This window comes from Bradyrhizobium sp. P5_C11_2, from assembly GCF_054049755.1.
This window is the reverse complement of the sequence record NZ_JBFULT010000083.1, coordinates 1-17,970: the sequence shown is the minus strand read 5'-3', so window position 1 is coordinate 17,970 and position 17,970 is coordinate 1. Positions and strand designations below refer to the sequence as shown.

At 66.0% G+C, this 17,970-nt stretch carries 20 protein-coding genes; 2 read left to right on the top strand and 18 right to left on the bottom strand.

Going from position 1 to position 17,970, the window contains the following annotated elements; translation table 11 throughout:
• The first annotated feature begins 375 nt into the window (after positions 1–375).
• A complete protein-coding gene (locus ACXJL8_RS11540; RefSeq protein WP_456619297.1) occupies positions 376–1,143 on the top strand; it encodes a TIGR03809 family protein in 768 nt (255 codons plus the stop codon).
• Positions 1,144–1,340: 197 nt separating this feature from the next.
• On the opposite strand, the gene ACXJL8_RS11535 is transcribed toward ACXJL8_RS11540, so the two are convergent.
• The 6 genes from ACXJL8_RS11535 to ACXJL8_RS11510 form a co-directional block, all read right to left on the bottom strand.
• Positions 1,341–2,711, bottom strand: a complete 1,371-nt coding sequence (locus tag ACXJL8_RS11535; protein ID WP_456685006.1) for a TIGR03808 family TAT-translocated repetitive protein — start codon at positions 2,709–2,711, stop codon at positions 1,341–1,343.
• A gap of 234 nt (positions 2,712–2,945) precedes the next feature.
• On the bottom strand, positions 2,946–3,602 hold the full coding sequence (locus ACXJL8_RS11530; RefSeq protein WP_456619122.1) for a pyroglutamyl-peptidase I family protein: 657 nt from the start codon (positions 3,600–3,602) through the stop codon (positions 2,946–2,948).
• Entirely contained in the window at positions 3,599–4,588 is a 990-nt protein-coding gene (gene meaB, locus ACXJL8_RS11525) for a methylmalonyl Co-A mutase-associated GTPase MeaB (RefSeq protein ID WP_456619121.1), read from the bottom strand. The genes ACXJL8_RS11530 and meaB overlap by 4 nt, the downstream gene beginning before the upstream one ends.
• 51 nt (positions 4,589–4,639) lie before the next feature.
• A complete protein-coding gene (locus ACXJL8_RS11520; RefSeq protein WP_456619120.1) occupies positions 4,640–6,151 on the bottom strand; it encodes a tripartite tricarboxylate transporter permease in 1,512 nt (503 codons plus the stop codon).
• Positions 6,152–6,154: 3 nt separating this feature from the next.
• A complete protein-coding gene (locus tag ACXJL8_RS11515) occupies positions 6,155–6,649 on the bottom strand; it encodes a tripartite tricarboxylate transporter TctB family protein (RefSeq protein WP_456619119.1) in 495 nt (164 codons plus the stop codon).
• 254 nt (positions 6,650–6,903) lie between these two features.
• Positions 6,904–7,896, bottom strand: a complete 993-nt coding sequence (locus tag ACXJL8_RS11510) for a tripartite tricarboxylate transporter substrate binding protein (RefSeq protein WP_456619118.1) — start codon at positions 7,894–7,896, stop codon at positions 6,904–6,906.
• Between the two features lie 110 nt (positions 7,897–8,006).
• Between ACXJL8_RS11510 and ACXJL8_RS11505 the strand changes: the two genes are divergently transcribed.
• Entirely contained in the window at positions 8,007–8,588 is a 582-nt protein-coding gene (locus tag ACXJL8_RS11505; RefSeq protein ID WP_456619117.1) for an SRPBCC family protein, read from the top strand.
• 7 nt (positions 8,589–8,595) lie between these two features.
• On the opposite strand, the gene ACXJL8_RS11500 is transcribed toward ACXJL8_RS11505, so the two are convergent.
• The 12 genes from ACXJL8_RS11500 to ACXJL8_RS11445 form a co-directional block, all read right to left on the bottom strand.
• Entirely contained in the window at positions 8,596–9,366 is a 771-nt protein-coding gene (locus tag ACXJL8_RS11500) for an RsiV family protein (RefSeq protein ID WP_456619296.1), read from the bottom strand.
• 33 nt (positions 9,367–9,399) lie between these two features.
• Positions 9,400–9,717, bottom strand: coding sequence for a nucleotidyltransferase family protein (locus tag ACXJL8_RS11495; protein ID WP_456619116.1), 318 nt, complete (start codon positions 9,715–9,717; stop codon positions 9,400–9,402).
• A gap of 16 nt (positions 9,718–9,733) precedes the next feature.
• A complete protein-coding gene (scpA, locus tag ACXJL8_RS11490; protein ID WP_456685005.1) occupies positions 9,734–11,890 on the bottom strand; it encodes a methylmalonyl-CoA mutase in 2,157 nt (718 codons plus the stop codon).
• On the bottom strand, positions 11,887–12,270 hold the full coding sequence (locus tag ACXJL8_RS11485; protein WP_456619114.1) for a hypothetical protein: 384 nt from the start codon (positions 12,268–12,270) through the stop codon (positions 11,887–11,889). The genes scpA and ACXJL8_RS11485 overlap by 4 nt, the downstream gene beginning before the upstream one ends.
• A gap of 26 nt (positions 12,271–12,296) precedes the next feature.
• Entirely contained in the window at positions 12,297–12,524 is a 228-nt protein-coding gene (locus ACXJL8_RS11480; RefSeq protein ID WP_456619113.1) for a hypothetical protein, read from the bottom strand.
• Positions 12,525–12,563: 39 nt separating this feature from the next.
• Positions 12,564–13,028: a GFA family protein gene (locus tag ACXJL8_RS11475; protein WP_456619112.1), complete on the bottom strand. Its 465-nt coding sequence runs from the start codon at positions 13,026–13,028 to the stop codon at positions 12,564–12,566.
• Positions 13,025–14,896, bottom strand: a complete 1,872-nt coding sequence (locus ACXJL8_RS11470) for a methylmalonyl-CoA mutase family protein (RefSeq protein WP_456619111.1) — start codon at positions 14,894–14,896, stop codon at positions 13,025–13,027. Before ACXJL8_RS11470 ends, ACXJL8_RS11475 begins: the two co-directional genes overlap by 4 nt.
• An 80-nt stretch (positions 14,897–14,976) precedes the next feature.
• Positions 14,977–15,468 carry a 2-amino-4-hydroxy-6-hydroxymethyldihydropteridine diphosphokinase gene (folK, locus tag ACXJL8_RS11465; RefSeq protein WP_456619110.1) on the bottom strand — a complete coding sequence of 164 codons (492 nt, stop codon included), beginning with the start codon at positions 15,466–15,468 and terminating at the stop codon, positions 14,977–14,979.
• Positions 15,468–15,836, bottom strand: a complete 369-nt coding sequence (gene folB, locus ACXJL8_RS11460) for a dihydroneopterin aldolase (protein ID WP_027544155.1) — start codon at positions 15,834–15,836, stop codon at positions 15,468–15,470. Before folB ends, folK begins: the two co-directional genes overlap by 1 nt.
• Positions 15,833–16,693, bottom strand: a complete 861-nt coding sequence (folP, locus tag ACXJL8_RS11455) for a dihydropteroate synthase (RefSeq protein WP_456685004.1) — start codon at positions 16,691–16,693, stop codon at positions 15,833–15,835. Before folP ends, folB begins: the two co-directional genes overlap by 4 nt.
• Before the next feature lie 262 nt (positions 16,694–16,955).
• On the bottom strand, positions 16,956–17,363 hold the full coding sequence (locus ACXJL8_RS11450; protein WP_456619109.1) for a DUF4332 domain-containing protein: 408 nt from the start codon (positions 17,361–17,363) through the stop codon (positions 16,956–16,958).
• A gap of 24 nt (positions 17,364–17,387) precedes the next feature.
• The gene (locus ACXJL8_RS11445) at positions 17,388–17,753 is read right to left on the bottom strand and encodes a DUF2267 domain-containing protein (RefSeq protein WP_456619108.1); all 366 of its coding nucleotides are present in this window, start codon (positions 17,751–17,753) and stop codon (positions 17,388–17,390) included.
• Positions 17,754–17,970 lie beyond the last annotated feature (217 nt).

Sequence of the window (17,970 nt, the reverse complement as noted above, 5' to 3'; positions counted from 1 at the left end):
CCATCAGTCATATTAGGCGCGAGCGCCCATCCACCCCAAGCGCCCATATGGCTCGACCCGTCCGGTTGTCCCCCCGGACGGGTCTTTTCTTTTCGGGCATCCGATTCCTTGAAGCGCCGCGCGAGATCAGCTTCTGGTTGAGAGATCGCGGCTGCGCCGATCGCCACGCCCGGCCGGCGCACCGCAAGCGCGCCATGCTTGCGCGAAGCTTGACTCGAAAACCCGCTGAATCTCCGCGCGACTACGGTGTTTGACGACGAGTGCCGGGTCGTTGCTGGACAAGTCAAAACTTTTCCACAAAATATTCATGTCGCGTCTAAATTGATTCGTGTGCGTTGCGTCCCGCGTCCGTATTTTCTCCTGACGGGCTGGTTCATGACACATCGCCAAGAATCCTTTAGCGCGCCTTTTGGCGCCGCGGCTTGCAGCCGCGACATTGCGACACGCTGGTGCGCTCTCGCCGAGCAACGGCTGGAACATCTCTCCGAAATGTTCGAGACCGGACGCTGGCGCCGCTATCACTCAGAACTCGCGTTCCTCGAAAACATCCAGGAAGCCAAGCGCGCCGTTCAGACCTGGCGGGCCATCGCGACCGGCGAGGACGTTGCCGCGGCCGCCGCGAGCGTGACGGCCGCGTTCGGCTGGTCGCCGGCCACCTTGTCGCGCACGGCTCCCCGGGGGCATGCGCAGACCGTGCAGCCCAAGATGTTGCAGCCAAAGGCCGTGCATATCGCGCCCGAGACCGCCGTGCCGGTCGCGCTCGACCCCAAGCCAAATATGCTCGCCGAAGTCACCGAAGCCCCGCTCGCGCCGCTGGCCCCGACCGCACCGCTTGCGAGGCCTGCTGCGGTGGCATTGTTCACTGCGCCTGCTGCTGTCGCACCGCTCAAGGCTCCCGCTGCGCGGGCGCCGCTAACCGCCCCTGCCGTGAGGTCCCCGGTCGCCGCGCCCGCTGCAATGGCACCGTCCACCGCGCCTGCTGTAAGGCCACCGCTGACCACGCCTGCCGCGATGGCAGCGCTCCTGCCTCAGTTCGCCCCGCCGGCCGCCGAAATCGTCGCAGCCCCCGACCGCGTCGTCGAATTCACCTTCAGCCTCGACGGCCTCCAGGCCAAGTACCCGCTGCTGCGGAATAAGTTCTAGCTTCAGAGGTTCTGGCGCCGGCCAAACATTCCGCCGTCGTCCTGGCGAAGGCCAGGACCCATACCGCGGAGTTTCTCGATAGGACGATGCGGCCAGTACCACCCACATAACCCCATCCTGTGGTTATGCGACGAGCGAAAGCGCTCGCGCGGGGGGCCTGGATCTGCGCTTCGCTTGTCCAGGACACTGAGTGTGTCCTACCGCCGCACCGCATTCCCGCCGACCACCACCTGCGCAAAGCGCTGGGCGCCGTCCGCCGACAGGTCGGCCGTCACCGCGCGCGCGTGATCGAGGCCGACCACGGCGCCGCGCGGGGTTTCCGAGATCATGTTGTTGTTGACCAGTGCAGTGCCGGCGCCCGGCACCACGGAGACGCCGATGCCGGCCAGTGCCTTGCGGATCACGTTGCCCGTGATCGCGACGTCGCGCAGATATTTGCCCCAGCCGGCGACGATGCCGTAGGACGGCGCGTTCTCGATCACGTTGCCGGTCACGGAGCTGTCAGCCTCGAKGTAGATGCCGACGCCGGCATCGTCGTCGGGCGCGGTGCCGATCGGCCGCTTCGGGATCAGATTGCGGATGATGTTGCCCTGGACCACGGCGATGCGGCCGCCCTCGTTGAAATTGCAGACGGAGACGCCGACCGCGGCGCCGTCCACAATGTTGTTGGCGATCACGGCGGCCTCGAACGCGAACTCGGAATAGAGCGCGACCTCGCGCACATCGCTGACGCTGTTGCCGGTGATGTGGATGTTCGAGGCCGAGTTGCCGCGCACCGCGGAATAGTCGCAATTCCTGATGCGATTGCCACGCACGATCACATTGCCGGCGCGGAACGCGTTGATGGCATTGCCGTACTGCCCGGAGCCGCCGGGGCCGGCCTTGATGTCCTCGATGCGGTTGTCGGCAACCAGCGTGCCGTCGTCGCCGATCGCGGTGCGCAGGATCTCGATGCCGTTGTCGTTGGTGCCGATGATGTTGTTGCGCGCGACGCTGAGCCCCCTCGCATCGAACGAGACCACCGCCGTCACCGCGATATTGGTGAAGATGTTGCCGGAGATGTCGCCGGAGACCTGCTCGAGCCAGATGCCGCTGCCGCCCGAGCTCGTGATCTCGCAATCGGTGATGCGGACGTTGCGTCCGCCGAGGACGTGGATCAGCCCGCGCCGCGTCGGCAGCGGAATGCCGCCGCCGTCGAAGGTGATGCCGGTGAGGCCGATCGCGTCGGAGCCGTCGCTCTGGATCGCCGAGGCTCCGCCGGTGAAGACCAGTTTCGTCGCGCCGCGCACGCCGATCAGCTGCGCGCCATTCGGCAATCGCAGCAGCCCGGTGCGGTAGATGCCGGGCGGGAGCGCCAGCGGCATCTGCGCCCGCGCGGCCTCGTCGATGGCGCGCTGGAGCGCACGGGTCTGGTCCTCGCTGCTGCCGGGCCGCACGCCGTATTGCGTGGCGTCGCGGCCGAGCAGCGATGTCAGCGGCGCAGCGCGCGCGGCGTCGACAGGCATGGCCAGCGCACCGGCAACGCCTGCGGCCGAGGCTCCGATGAGATGACGGCGATTGAGGGTCATGACGCGTCCTCCGGCGGACGCGGGGCGTGTCCGCGATGGTTAGGTAGCGCAGGGCCGCCGGTGGCGTGGGGATTGTTCGCGGTAGGGTTAAATGTTTACCGCAAGGACGGGGCCGTAGGGTGGGTTAGCCTTGCGGCTGCGCGAAGCGCAGTCCGCCAGACGTAACCCACCATGTCACCGCGAGCACGGAACTCGTTCAAGCCAATGAGGTGGATTACGCTACGCTAATCCACCCTACGAGACCGGCGTGTTCCGCGCCTTCCGCGCCAACTGCACCATCTCCATCAGCATCGCTTCCCCCGCATCCACCAGTTCCTCCAGCGTGATCCGCGGCGCACCCTTGCGCCGCATCGCGCCGCCACGGGCGAGCAGGGGAATATGGATGAACGCCGCCAGCTGCGGCCCGCCCGCCTTCACGTTCTCGATCGCGCGCCAGCTCAGATAGTTGCAGAGATAGGCGCCGGCATCGCGCGAGGGGCGGGCGTCGATGCCGGTGAGGCGCGCGGCGCGCAACAGCCTTGCGGTATGCGGGCCGAACAGCATCGCGTCCGCATTGGCGGCGATGCCGCGCTTGCTCGAGCGGGTATTGGCGGCGTCGGGCCAGAGCATGGTGACGGCGTTGCGCGCGCGGGTCTCGATTCGCAGATAGGGCGTGCGTGCGGCGAGGCCGAACATCAACAGCGCATCCGGGGTTTGTGCGGCCAGCACCTCCGGCAATTGCCGGTCGACCGCGGCATAGGTGACGGGGAAAATGTGGGTCGCGAGTTCGACATCGTCGAGCGACGGGCGGCGCAGCCGCGCCAGTCGCGCGACCAGCGGCTGTGTCGGATTATAGGGCGCGCCGGGAAACGGGCCGAAACCGGTGAGGAGAATGCGGAGTTTTCCGCTCATTGCAGCAACTCCATGATGTGCTCGGCGGCGAGCGCCGGCGTGACGCGGCCATCGGCCACCTCGGCCTCGATCTTCTTCACCTTGGCGCGCACGGCAGCCTCGGTGCGCAGCCGGGCCAGCATGCGCTGCTCCAGCATCGACCACATCCATTTCACCTGCTGCTCGCGCCGGCGCGCGGCGAAATCGCCGGACGCGTTCATGGCCTTGCGGTGATCGAGGATCTTTTGCCAGAGCTTTGCGATACCGTCGCCGGTCAGCGCCGAATAGGTCTCGACCGGCGGATGCCAATGCTCGGAGCGGGGGGTGAGGATATGCAGCGCGCCGCGATAGTCGGCGGCGGTGATGTTGGCGCGCTTGAGATTGTCGCCGTCGGCCTTGTTGATCGCGATCATGTCGGCGAGCTCGACCAGCCCCTTCTTGATGCCCTGGAGTTCGTCGCCGCCGCCCGGCAGCATCAAGGCCAGGAAGAAGTCGGTCATGTCGCAGACTGCGGTCTCGGACTGGCCGATGCCGACGGTCTCGACCAGCACGACGTCGAAGCCGGCCGCCTCGCACAGCAGCATCGCCTCGCGCGTCTTGGCGGCGACGCCGCCGAGCGTGCCCGAGGACGGCGAGGGGCGGATGAAGGCGTCGTCGGAGGCCGAGAGCCGCGCCATCCGGGTCTTGTCGCCGAGGATCGAGCCGCCGCTGCGCGCCGAGGACGGGTCGACCGCGAGCACCGCGATCTTGTGGCCCTGTTCGATGAGATAGGTCCCGAGCGCATCGATGGTGGTGGATTTTCCGACGCCGGGCGATCCGGTGATGCCGACGCGCACCGCCTTGCCGGTGTCGGGCAGCAGCATCTGCACCAGCTCGCGCGCCAGCGCCTGGTGGTCGCCGCGCCGGCTCTCCACCAGCGTGATGGCCCGGGCGAGGGCCGCGCGACTGCCGGCGCGCAAGTCGCGGGCGAGGGATTTGATGTCCAGCGAGGCCTTCTTCTCAGTCATGCCCTGCTTTACAACGCCCCGGCGGGGCAGGCGAGGGCCGCCCGCCCGCTATCACCGGGATGTTGCTGCCACCGCCTGCACCGGTTTCACCTTGCGCCAGACCCACACCATCACCGGCCACAGCAATGCGCCGATCGCCATGGCTGCGAGGATGGCGGCGACGGGACGTTCGAAGAACGGCAGGATGCTGCCGTCGGACTTGATCAGCGAGGTGACGAAGGCCTGCTCGACCATGGTGCCCATGACGATACCGAGCACCATCGCGGCCACGGGATAGCCGTTCGCCTCCATGACATAGCCGATCACGCCGAACGCGGCGACGGTGACCACGCCGAACATGTTGTTGCCGATCGCGAACGAGCCGACCGCGCAGCACAGCATGATGATCGGCATGATGGCGGAGCGCGGCGCCAGCAGGATGTAGGCGGCGATCCGGATCATGGCGATGCCGAGCGGGATCATCAGAATGTTCGCGATGATGAACATCAGGTAGATCGCGTACATGCTCGACGCTTTCTCGGTGAACAGCGTCGGGCCGGGATTGAGCCCCTTCATGTAGAGCACGCCGATCGCGATCGCGGCGATGGTGTCGCCGGGGATGCCGAACAGCAACGAGGGCACCCAGCCCGACGCGATGCTGGCATTGTTGCTGGCGCCGGCCTCGACCAGGCCCTCGACATGGCCGGTGCCGAATTTCTCCGGCTCCTTGGAGAAGCGCTTCGACATCGCATAGGAGACCCAGGCGGCCATGTCGGCGCCGGCGCCGGGCAGCACGCCGATGATGATGCCGACGATGTTCCCGCGCGTCATCTGCCAATGATACTTCTTGGTCAGCTTCCACTGGCCGGCCATGATGCTTCCGAATTTTCGCCGCGGCAGCGGTGGCGGCTCGGGCGTCAGCATCGCGCGCATCACCTGCGCCACCGCGAACACGCCGACCAGCGCCGGGATCGGCTCGATGCCGCCAAAGAGATCGGTGAGGCCGAAGGTGAAGCGCGGCACGCCGCCGGGATTTTCGATGCCGATGCAGGAGACCAGCAGGCCGAGGAACATGCCGGCGATCGCCTTCACCGGCGAGGAGCGCGCCACCAGCGTTGCGCACATCAGGCCGAGCAGCGCCAGCCAGAAATATTCGAAGGTCGAGAACGACAGCGCGACCTCGGCCAGCGGCGGCGCCAGGATCATCAGCGACAGCACGCCGGCGATGCCGCCGACCGCGGAGAACCAGACGCCCGCGCCTAACGCCAGCTCGGCCTGGCCCTTGCGCGTCATGGCGTAGGCCTCGTCCGCATAGGCCGCGGAAGCCGGCGTTCCGGGAATGCGCAACAGCGCGCCGGGGATGTCGCCGGAGAAGATCGCCATCGAGGACGCCGCGACGATGGTCGCGATTGCCGCGATCGGGGAGAGGTAGAAGGTGACGGGGACGAGCAGGGCGGTCGCCATCGTCGCCGACAGGCCCGGCAGCGAGCCGATGACGAGGCCGTACACGGAGGCAGCGAACATCGCGATGATCACCTCCCAGGTGGAGATCAGCGCGAAGGCTTCAATCAGGGTCTTGAGCATGGATCACCAGGGCGTCGGCAGCAGGCCGGCAGGAAGCGGCACGCGCAGCAGCTTGCCGAAGATGAGGTGGATGGCGAAGGGCGACAGCGCCGCGAGCGGCAGCGCCAGCTTCCACTTCGCCCCTAACGCGGTCGAAGTGACGTAGACCATGATCGCCGCGGTGATGATGAAGCCGAGCCGGTCGGCGGCGACCACGTAGAACAGCAGCAGCGCCGGCGGTAGCAGGGCGCGCAGGCTGTAGAGCTTGCCCTGCGGCGATGGCAGGCTTGCGGCCTGGCCATCCTCGAGCGGGATCAGCTCTTCCTCCTCCTCGAAGGAATGCCCGATGCCGAACACGATCGCGAGACCGCACAGGGCAAGCCCGGTGCCGATCACCAGCGGAAACACGTTGGGGCCGACCGGCTGCCCCGGCACCGGCGGCAGCAGCCAGCCGCCATAGGCCGACGCCGCGCCGAGTACGACGAGAAACGATCCCGTGACGGAGTCGGGAAGACGCATGGTGGAAATCCTATAACAGGTGCACTCCCTCTCCCCGCGCGCGGGGAGAGGCATAGGCGGCCTTCGGCCGCCGTTGTTGAAGAACGCCGATGCGTAGCATCGGCTTTGGTGAGGGGGGCTCTCCGCGCGGACGGTGAGAGTTGGTCTTGCGGAGACTCCCCCTCACCCGAATTCGAGCGGAGCTCGAATTCGACCTCTCCCCGCATCCGCCTTCGCTGAAGCTTCGGCGGACAAGAGCGCGGAGAGGTGAAACGTCACGCCTTGGCCAGGCCGGCGGCCTTCATCGCTTCGCCCATCTGGGCATCGCCCTTGTCCATGAAGCCGGCAAAGTGGCCGGCATCGCCCCACACCGTGCCGAAGCCGCGATTGCCCATAAAATCCTTGAACTCGGCGGAGTCGTAGACCTTCTTCAGCGCGGCGGTCAGCTTGGTTGCGATTTCCGGCGGCAGGTTCTTCGGCGCGCCGATGCCGCGCCAGGCGCCGGTCGCATACGCGATGCCCATCGCCTCCTTCAGCGTCGGCACGTCGGGGAAGATCGGGTTGCGCGCAGGCGCCATGATCGCGAGGCTCCTGGCCTTGCCGGCCTCGATGATGGCGCGCGCCTCCGGCACCGAGCAGGTGGTGAGATCGAGGCCGCCGGCGGCGAGATCCTGCATTGCAGGCGCCGCGCCGTTCGACGGCACCCAGGCGACCTGGTTGGCGGGCAGGCCCATCGCCTGCATCCAGCCGACCAGCGCCAGATGCCAGATGCCGCCCTGGCCGGTGCCCGAAGCCTTGAACTTGCCGGGCGGCGCGGCCTTGATCGCCTCGGCGAGGTCCTTCACCGTCTTGTAGGGCGAGGAGGAGGACACCTGGATGCCCGGCGGGTCCTCGTTCATCAGCGCGAGCGGGGTGTAGCTCCTCGGCGTCAGCTCGGTCAGGCCCTGCCAGTGCATCATCGAGATTTCGACGGTGAGCATGCCGATGGTGTAGCCGTCGGGTTGTGCGGTCGCGATCGCGGTATGGCCGACCACGCCGGAGCCGCCGGTACGGTTGACCACGTTGAAGGGCTGGCCGAGATCCTTTTCCAGCAGCGCTGCGACAATGCGCGCGGTCGCATCGGTGCCGCCGCCGGCGCCCCAGGGCACGATCACGGTGACCGGCCGTGCCGGATAGGCTTGTGCGCGTGCCGGTGTGAGGCCGAATGCGGCGGATGCGGCAACAGCGGCGGTCGAGGCCGCAAAGCTGCGGCGCGTAATCTTGGACATGAATGCCTCCCAGCGGCGCCCGTGACACCGGGCGCTCTTGTCAATGGCGGCATTCTAGTCGGCTTTGCAGCGAGGCTGCAAGGTAGCGCTACCAAGGAGATCGCCATGTTGTGCGAAAACTGCATGCCCATCTGATGGAAGCCGGAAATCGGGTGGGATTTGCCCGCACGCTTCGCCAACCTGAGCGGGTAACGAAAGCCAAAGGCAAGCCACCGATGACCCAAGCCTATTACAGCGCCGTACTGGACCGCCCGCTGGACCAAGTCTGGTCGCTGATCCGCGATTTCAACAACTATCCCGCTTATATCGACGGCGTGAGCGAGAGCGTGATCGAAGACGACAAGCGCGGCGATGAAGTCGGCGCCATCAGACGCTTCTGCTATCTCGGAAACTGGATCCGCCAGCGTCTGGTTGATCACTCGGACCAGCAGCACACCCTGACCTATGCCGGTCTCGAAGCGTTGCCGTATCCGCAAGACGACGGAAGCCGGACGCCGGCACCGACGCGCTATCAGGGCACCATGCATCTGCTCCCGATCATCGAGGGTAACCGCACCCTCATCGAATGGTCGGTCGCCCTCGATACCGAGCCTGTGGACGCCGATCGCTGGCAGGCTCTGTTTGCGTCCTGGATTCCCGATTGGACGGATTCGCTTGCCCGGACATTGGCGCGGGCCCATCCGCGATCCTAGCGATCGCTCACGGCTCGTCCGCGTCGCCCTTTGGCCGCGCGCCGCCGAAGATGCGGATGCCTTCCGCGGTCAGGTAAGGCTTCAGCGTCTCCCACGGCACGAAGGCGACATACTCGCCCTCGGCGTAGGGGCCGACCGCGTAGGGCGGGTAGTGGAAGGTGAGGCCGGAGCTCTTGCCGGCTTCGCTCGAGGGCGCGAGCGTCACCGCGCCGATCTTGAGCAGGCGAGGCTCCACGCTTTTGAACCATTCGTCGGTCGCGGTCTCGCTGGTATCGCGCTTCTTCTTTTCGGTCTTGAGCGAGGCGATCACGGCCTTCACCATCGCCTTCATGGTGGGGCCGCCATCGGCGGTCTCGGTGAAGAACGGGCGGATCGAGATGCGCTTGTTCGAGGTCTTGTCCCAGAGGATCGTGTTCACGTCCGAATTCGGATGGGCGCCGTGGGTGTCCATGTAATCGTTGCGCAAGAGGCTGACATAGCGGTCGCCGACCACGGAGCGTATCGAATATTTGCGCTCAAAATCCCAGCCGCCGTCCTTGAAGAACTGCGGGTCCTCCTTGCGTGAGGCGGCGGCCTCGGCTGCGTTCTTGTCGAGCCATTTTTTGCCCTCGGCGAGGCAATCCGCCGCCAGCGGGGCATCCACCTTGATCTTGTCGTCGAGGAAGATTCGCGCTTCGATGCTCCTGGTCTTGACGATGGCGTCGGGCTTTGCGTCCGCGGCGAGGGTGGGGATCACGCATGCTGCGCTAAGCGCCATGGCGACGCTCAAACCGATCATCAACTTCAAGGGGGRGTGCTCCTTACGTGAGCGTCAGAATATTTCGAGGATGTAGTCTGCGATCTGCTGCGCAGAGTGGGGGGAGGCGGAGCGCCGGACGGTCGCCTGCGCCTGCAAGCCGGTCGCGTCCGCGATGATCTGCTCGACATCGATCAGGTTGAGTAGCGAAAAAGAGGCCTTCGGTTCGACCTCGACCAGGACATCGATGTCGCTGTCCGGGCGATAATCTCCACCCGCCCGCGTGCCGAGAATCGCAAGCTTCGCCACGCCCTTGCCTTTGATGGCATCCGCGTTCTTGCGTATCGCAGCGATGATTTCGTCACGTGTCATGGACACAGCCCGGCCGATCACGCGGCCAGCCTATCATCTACTCCGCCGCCTCGCTATGCCCGAGCCGGGCATTGAGCTTGCGGATCAGCTCCTCGGCCGCATCCGCGATCACCGTGCCCGGCGGGAAGATCGCTTCGGCGCCGGCGGCATAGAGCGCGTCGTAATCCTGCGGCGGCACCACGCCGCCGACGATGATCATGATGTCGTCGCGGCCCTGCTTCTTCAGCGCGGCCTTCAATTCCGGCACGGCGGTGAGATGGGCGGCGGCGAGCGAGGAGACGCCGAGGATGTGGACGTCGTTCTCGACGGCCTGCCGCGCGGCCTCGTCGGCGGTGGCAAACAGCGGCCCGATGTCGACGTCGAAGCCGATATCGGCGAACGCCGAGGCGATCACCTTCTGGCCACGGTCGTGGCCGTCCTGGCCGATCTTGGCGACCAGGATGCGCGGGCGGCGGCCCTCCGCCTCCTCGAAGGCGTCGATCAGCGCCTGAACCTTCTCGACCCGGTTACCCATGCTGGACGCCTCCCGCTTGTAGACGCCGGTGATCGACTTGATCTCGGCGCGGTGCCGGCCGAACACCTTTTCCATCGCGTCGGAAATCTCGCCGACGGTTGCCTTCGCTCGTGCCGCGTCGATGGCGAGCGCGAGCAGATTGCCGTTGCCTTCGCCGGCCGAGCGCGTCAGTGCGGCGAGCGCGGCATCGACGTCCTTCTGGTTGCGCTCGGACTTCAGCCGCGTCAGCTTGTCGATCTGGAGCCGGCGGACATTGGTGTTGTCGACCTTGAGGATGTCGATCGGGGCTTCATCCGTCGGCTTGTACTTGTTGACGCCGATCACCGCCTGCTTGCCGGCATCAATGCGGGCCTGGGTCTTGGCGGAGGCTTCCTCGATGCGCAGCTTGGGCACGCCGGCCTCGATGGCCTTGGCCATGCCGCCGAGCTCCTCGACCTCCTGGATGTGGCCCCAGGCTTTCGCCGCGAGATCGCGCGTGAGACGCTCGACGTAGTGCGAGCCGCCCCAGGGATCGATGATGCGGGTGGTGCCGCTCTCCTGCTGGAGGAAGAGCTGGGTGTTGCGGGCGATGCGCGCGGAAAAATCCGTCGGCAGCGCCAAGGCCTCGTCGAGCGCATTGGTGTGCAGCGACTGGGTGTGGCCTTGCGTTGCCGCCATCGCCTCCACCGTCGTGCGCATCACGTTGTTGAAGACGTCCTGCGCGGTCAGCGACCAGCCCGAGGTCTGGCAATGCGTGCGCAGCGACAGCGAGCGCGGGTCTTGCGGGTTGAACGGCTTGAGCAGCTTCGCCCACAACAGCCGCGCGGCGCGCATCTTGGCGACTTCCATGAAGAAGTTCATGCCGATCGCCCAGAAGAACGACAGCCGCGGCGCGAAGCGGTCGACGTCGAGCCCTGCGGCAAGGCCGGCGCGCAAATATTCGACGCCGTCGGCCAGCGTATAGGCGAGCTCGAGGTCCTGCGTCGCCCCGGCCTCCTGCATGTGATAGCCGGAGATCGAGATCGAATTGTATTTCGGCATCTTCGTGGAGGTGTAGGCGAAGATGTCGGAGATGATCCGCATCGACGGCGCCGGCGGATAGATGTAGGTGTTGCGCACCATGAACTCTTTCAGAATGTCGTTCTGAATGGTCCCTGAGAGCTTCTCCGGCGGCACGCCCTGTTCGCCCGCGGCCGCGACGAACAGCGCCAGGATCGGCAGCACCGCGCCGTTCATGGTCATGKACACGCTCATCTGGTCGAGCGGGATGCCCGCAAACAGCGTGCGCATGTCGTAGATGGAATCGATCGCGACGCCGGCCATGCCGACGTCGCCGCCGACGCGCGGATGATCAGAGTCATAGCCGCGGTGGGTGGCGAGGTCGAAGGCGACCGAAAGACCCTTCTGGCCCGCCGCGAGGTTGCGGCGGTAGAACGCGTTGGAATCCTCCGCCGTGGAGAAGCCGGCATATTGCCTGACGGTCCAGGGCTGGTTGACATACATGGTCGGGTAGGGGCCGCGCAAATAGGGCGCGATGCCCGGATAGGTCTCGAGGAAATCGAGCCCGGCGAGATCGGCCTCGCCATAGGCTGGCTTCACCAGAATGCCCTCGGGCGTCAGCCACGGCTCGGCGCTGCCGGTTGGCGCGGCGGTGGCGGTGCGCTCGAAGGCGACATCTGCAAAGTTCGGTATACGGCTCATGCGTGCAATCCTCGCCCGAAGAACGCTCCGGCGACCAGTCCAGATATCATGCCGATAGCAGAAAAAACTTCCCAGGAATGCGGTGCATAGGGCAATACGCCCAGCGCAAGCCAGAGCCATATGATGGCGCCGCCGCCGGCGATGCCGATCAGCGGAAACACGAGTTGCGCCAGCATCGGCCGGCCCCTCAGGAACGGATAGGCCAGCGGAAACAGCACGAGCGTGACGGGCGCGGCCAGCATCGCTGCCAGCACGAGGCCGATCAGCAGGATCGGAAAGATGATCACGGCGATCAGCGAGAACGGGAAGCTCACGATGACGCCGAAAATGGTCCCGGTCAGCGCCGCGACTACCGTCGCGATCGCGCTGAGGCTCAGCATTCCAGAGGTCTCCGCCGCGCGCTGGATCATTCCTTCGCCGCCTTTGCTTGACTGACTTTGGCTGTGCCTCTCGACTCCTCAAACCTGCGGTTTCGTTCGATCAGTTTCTGAACATTCTTCTTGTAGACCGGGTCGTCGAAATGACTCTTGGTCATCGCACCGGTCCCGCTCCACAGCAGCCGCGCGAACAGCTTTCCGACGTTCGCCTTCCACTCTATCAAGCCCAGCAGTATTTCTCCGAGCGACTGAAGCATGGCATAGCCTATCACGGTTGCGGCCTCGACATGTCGCCCTCAATCATGGTCCGGATGCTGATGGCTGACGATGGTCGCCATCTTCTCCGGCCCGTAATTCTGCTGCGTGGTCTGGCTCGGCAAATTGGCGATGCCGACCACCCAGCCAAGCCGCGACTCTGTTCCATATTGCCGAGTCGGCACCACGTGATCCGGCCGGTCGAACGCACCGGTCATGATCTCGATGCGCGGGCCGTCGATGCGGCGGAAGCTCAGCGGCGTGCCGCAGGCGGCGCAGAAATCGCGCATTGCGATGGACGAGGAGCGGAACGCAGAGGGCGTGCCCTTGGTCCAGGCGAAATCACCCTTCTCGATATCGGCATAGGAGGCGAACGGCGCACCGCTCGCCTTCTGGCACATCCGGCAATGACAGATGCTGATCTTCGCCGGCGCCGCCGAGACCGCAAAGCGGACCGCGCCGCATTGGCAGCCGCCGGTGAGAACGGGTTTGCCTGCTTCCGTCATGGCTGCTCCATCCGTCGATAGGCGTCCTGCAGCGTCGCAAGCGCATCGCCACCGGCAAAGACGAAGCCGGTGACGCCGGCTGCACGCAGCGCCGCCTCAGTCTTGGTCGGGCGGCCTGCCAGATAGATATGTCGCGCGCCGGCCTTTTGCAGGGCCCCGGCGGCGGCCTCGGCACGGTCCGCATAGACCTTGTCGCTGGAACAAAGGCAGGCGAGCGCGGCGCCGGAGGCCTTGAAGGCGGCCGCGAGCGGCGCCGGATCGGCAAAGCCCTCGCTATCGACGGCCTCGATGCCGCCGGCCTCGAAGAAGCTTTTTGCAAAGGTCGCGCGCGCCGTGAAGTCGGCGGGCGTGCCGAGATTGGCCAGAAACACCTTTGGCCGCGCGCCGCGCGCCTTCAACGTTGCGTCCGATTTGTCGCGGAGCGCCTCGAACGGTTCCGCAAGCCGGATCGGGAGCAGCGCGTCGAACTTGTATTTCTGCTCGCCGTAAGGTGCGAGCGCAATCGGCGTCGCCTTCAGCACCGCCGTCTCGCGCTCCTGCAGGTTCGGAAACTCGCTGGCACCGGTCAGCACGTCGCGGCGCTTTGCGATGTTGGCCTCGCGCGCTTTTCGCGTGGCCGCGACCTTGCTCTGGAACACGCCCTGCTGAAGCGCGGCGAAGGCGCCGCCGGCTGTCTCGCTCTCCTGGAACAGCGCCCAGGCCGCCTCGCACAGCTGCGAAGTCAGCGTCTCGATGCCGCCTGCGCCGGCCGCGGGATCGCTGACCTTGGCGAGGTTGCTCTCTTCCAGCAGCAGGGCTTGCGTGTTGCGCGCCACGCGCCGCGCGAACGGGTCGGGCAGTCCGAGCGCCAGCGTGTGCGGCAGCACGGTGATCGCATTGGCGCCGGCAAGTCCCGCCGCAAACGTCGCGATGGTCGCACGCAGCATGTTCACGTAAGGGTCGCGCTGCGTCAGCATGCGCCAGGCGGTATCGGCGGCGATGAACAGCGGTTTTGGCGTCAGTCCGCAGGCCGTTTCGACACGCGCCCACAAGAGCCGCAGCGCGCGGAACTTTGCCATCGTGAGGAACTGGTCGGCATCCGCGGCAAGCCGCGCATAGACCATGCCCTGCGCCTGTTCCAGCGGAACGCCGGCGCCTTCGATCGCGCGCAAATAGGCGACGGCGCAGGCGAGCACGAAGGCCAACTCCTGCACCTCCGATCCACCGGCATCGTGGATCACGCGCCCGTCGGCGGACGCGAACGGCCCCTTGAAGCCAAGCGCGGCGAGGCCCTTGATGCCGCCGGTGACGGCAGGAACGATCTCCTCCCAGGTATAAGGGCTGTGGCCCCACACCGCGCCGGCTGCGAGCGGATCGAGCCCGAAGCGGATGTCGCAGGCGGCGGGATCGATGCCGTTGCTCTTCACATATTCCGCGACATGGATCGCCGCCATCCGCGATTGCGGTCCGATCTGAAGCTCGATTCCGATACCGGCATCGAGATGAATATCCTTCAAGATTTTCGCGACCGCGTCGGCCGTCGGTTCCAGGCCGAAGCCGTGGCTGCCATTGCCGCCGGCGAACACCAGCGCAAGACCCGTTGCGCCATTCTCGAGATCGGCGAGCGCCTGCGCATTCGCGGCGGCCGCATCGGGATGGTCGATCCGCTGCATGACCTGCCAGGGTGCTGCCGCTGGCCGTCCCGCCACCGGCGCGACGCCCTTGGCGCGCGGATAGAGCGGGTCGATCCTCACCCCGTCATAGGTTTTGCCGACCAGCTTCTCGAACGGCGCGCCCTTGAGCACGCCATCGACCAGCTTGCGCCAGTCGTCGACCGTTGCCTTGGGAAAATCGGCCGCCAGCGGCAGGTCGTCGGTCACGGAGGTCATGCGGCGAGGGGCTCCCAAAATCTTGTCGTTCGCAGGCGAAATTGCCACGGCCGGCCGCCCCTGCAAACGGTTGTTTTTGGTTAACCGGTATCCGGAAGCCGCTCAATGCCTTGCGTCGAGACGCTGGCGAGCCCGTCACGAACGCGGATGCCGCCGATGACGCGGTCGGGCGCGATCTCGGCCAGCGGCACCAGCACGAAGGCGCGCTCGAACAGGTGCGGATGCGGCAGCGTCAAATCGGGCTTCTGGAACGACACATCGTCATAGGCGATCATGTCGAGATCGAGCGTGCGCGGTCCCCAGCGCCGCTCCTTGGTCCGCGTGCGGCCGAATTTCTGCTCGACCTTCTGCATCACGAACAGCAGCGCGTGCGGGTCGAGGCTGGTCTCGATCTCGACGCAGGCATTGATGAAGGGATCCTGGTTCTCGTCGCCCCAGGGCGGCGTCGCATAGTCCGACGAGCGCGCGATCAGCGCGGCCTGCGCCATGCCGCAGATATGGGCGATCGCTTTCCCGAACGTCGCGCGGACATCGCCGACATTGCCGCCGAGCGCAATGAGGACGCTCGCCATCAGGGATGCCGCGAGCGCGTCAGCATGATGCCGACGTCGTCGAAGATCGCCGCGATCGGCGCATGCGGCTTGTGCACGGTGATCTTCACCGCGCGGATGCGCGGGAAGTGCGACAGGATGGCGTCGGCCACCGCGCCGGCCGCGCGCTCCAAGAGCTTGTAGTTGGTGTTCTTGAACGCCGCCGTCGTGGTCGCCACGACTTCGGCGTATGACACCGTGTCGGCGAGCCGGTCGGTGCGCGAAGGCTCCGACAGGTCGGTATAGAGTTCGAGGTCAATGACAAAACGCTGGCCGACTTCGGTTTCGTGATCCATCACGCCGTGGCGGGCATGAATCGACAGGCCGGTCACGAAGATCGTATCGGTCATTGCTTGCTCTCGATTGCGTGCGCCACCCGCAAGGCCTGCAAGGTCTCGGCGACGTCATGGGTCCGGATGATCCTGGCGCCGCGCTGTGCGGCGATGAGGTGCGCGGCGATCGAGCCGGCGAGCCGGCCCGACGGCTCCGACGGCGACACCGAGGCGATGAAGCGTTTTCGCGAGGCACCGACCAGGATTGGCAGGCCGAATACGTCGAATTCACGCAGCCGCGCCAGCGCGATCATGCTCTGCTCGGCGGTCTTGCCGAAGCCGATGCCGGGATCGAGCACGATTTTTTCGCGCGCAATGCCGACCTGTGCGGCGATCTGCAGCGAGCGCTGAAAGAACACCTTCATCTCCGCGATGATGTCGATGGCGGGATCGACGCTGTCGCGGTTGTGCATGACGATGACCGGGACGCCTCTCGCGGCCACCAGCGGCGCCATGCCGGCATCGCGTTGCAGGCCCCAGACGTCGTTGGCGATCATGGCGCCCTGGTCGAGCGCGAAGGCGACCACCTCCGCCTTCATGCTGTCGATCGACACCGGCACGCCGAGCGCCACCACATCAGCCAGGACCGGCTTCAGCCGGGCAAGCTCGTCATCCACCGTGACCGGCCGGGCACCCGTGTAGGGCCGGGTGGATTCGGCGCCGATGTCGATGATGTCGACGCCGGCCTCGATCATCGCCCGCGCCTGCACCAGCGCCTGGTCGGGTGCGATGAACCGCCCGCCATCGGAAAATGAATCCGGGGTGATGTTGAGCACGCCCATCACCGCCGGAAGCGGCCGGTCCAGCAGCGTCCGCAGCACGTCGGGCCCGGCCGAGCCGGCCGATGCGACGGATGGGGAGGGCGAGGCGTTCATGCGGCTCGCTTTGCGCGGTCGGGAAGGGGGAGTCAAGACGGGAAGGGGCTCGCATGACGATGTTGAAGCAGGGGTGCGCTATCTCTCCAACGTCGTCCCGGCGAAGGCCGGGACCCATAACCACAGGGAGGAGTTTGGCGAAGATTCGGCGTTCGGTACGCCTACCGCCTACAATCGATAGATTCCGCGGTATGGGTCCCGGCCTTCGCCGGGACGACACCGAGAATTTTGCGCGGCAATCCGTACGTGGAGAGAAGCAGCCCTAATACGTGATCTTCGGCGGCAGCTTCTTGGCCTTGGCGATGATATCGCCGACCGACTTTTCCGAGGGCAGGATGCGGACGAGCTTCTTCTTCTCGTTGGCTTCCCGCATGCTCTGGGCGAGCCTTGCCGGATTCCGATAGGAGAGCTCGCGCACGGTGGTGACGCCGGCGGCGCGGACCAGGCCGACCTTGGCCCTGCCCATGCCGGGGATGCGCATGTAGTCGGAGACGTTGGCCCATTCCAGCAGCAGCTGCTCGCTGATGCCGGTCTTGGCGGAGAGCGCCTTGCGGCCCTTCACGGTTGAGGCCGCCTCGAGCAACGCATCGGTGGTGCGAATGCCCTGTGCCTTCAGTTTGCCAGCGGCAAAGGCGGACAGGCCCTCAATCTCGGAGATCGGATATGTCATGATACTCGGTATGAAATGCGCGCTTCAGGCGAACTGGCCGAGGCCCGGCGTCCCCGCGATGATCTTGCCCATTCGATCCGCTCCGATTTTGTCTCGGCCGAAGCGAAAAAGTTCACGGGCGACGTTCTGAATGTCGGACATGCCGAGTCCCAGGCCCATCAGGCGCGTGCCGACGGCCATCAGGCCGCCGCCCATCAGCCGCGACAGTCCGCCGCCGCTCGTGGACGCCTCGATCGCCGCTTCTGCACCTGGAATCTGGTCGATGAGGGCCTGGACGCTGTCGGAAGGACCCTCGCTGCGGAGGAAGCCCAGGATAATGCCGACGGTCTTYTCAGCGACAGCACTATCTATGCTGGCGTTTGTCGCCAGCCGCCCGATCAGCTCGTCCATTAGCCCCGCCCCTCAGCCGGTCTGCGTCCGGAAATTTACTTTCGAAGAACGATCTTGAGCCGGTGCGGTGTGAAATACAAGCGATGAACGCACGCGACGTCGCGATTCATCTTCGATCGCGCGAAAAGTGTTGCAGCGATGCAAGAGTGGAGATGAAATCAGCAACAAATTGCCGCGGTGCGAACGCACCGTTCCGACTTTCGGCGGACGTCATCCA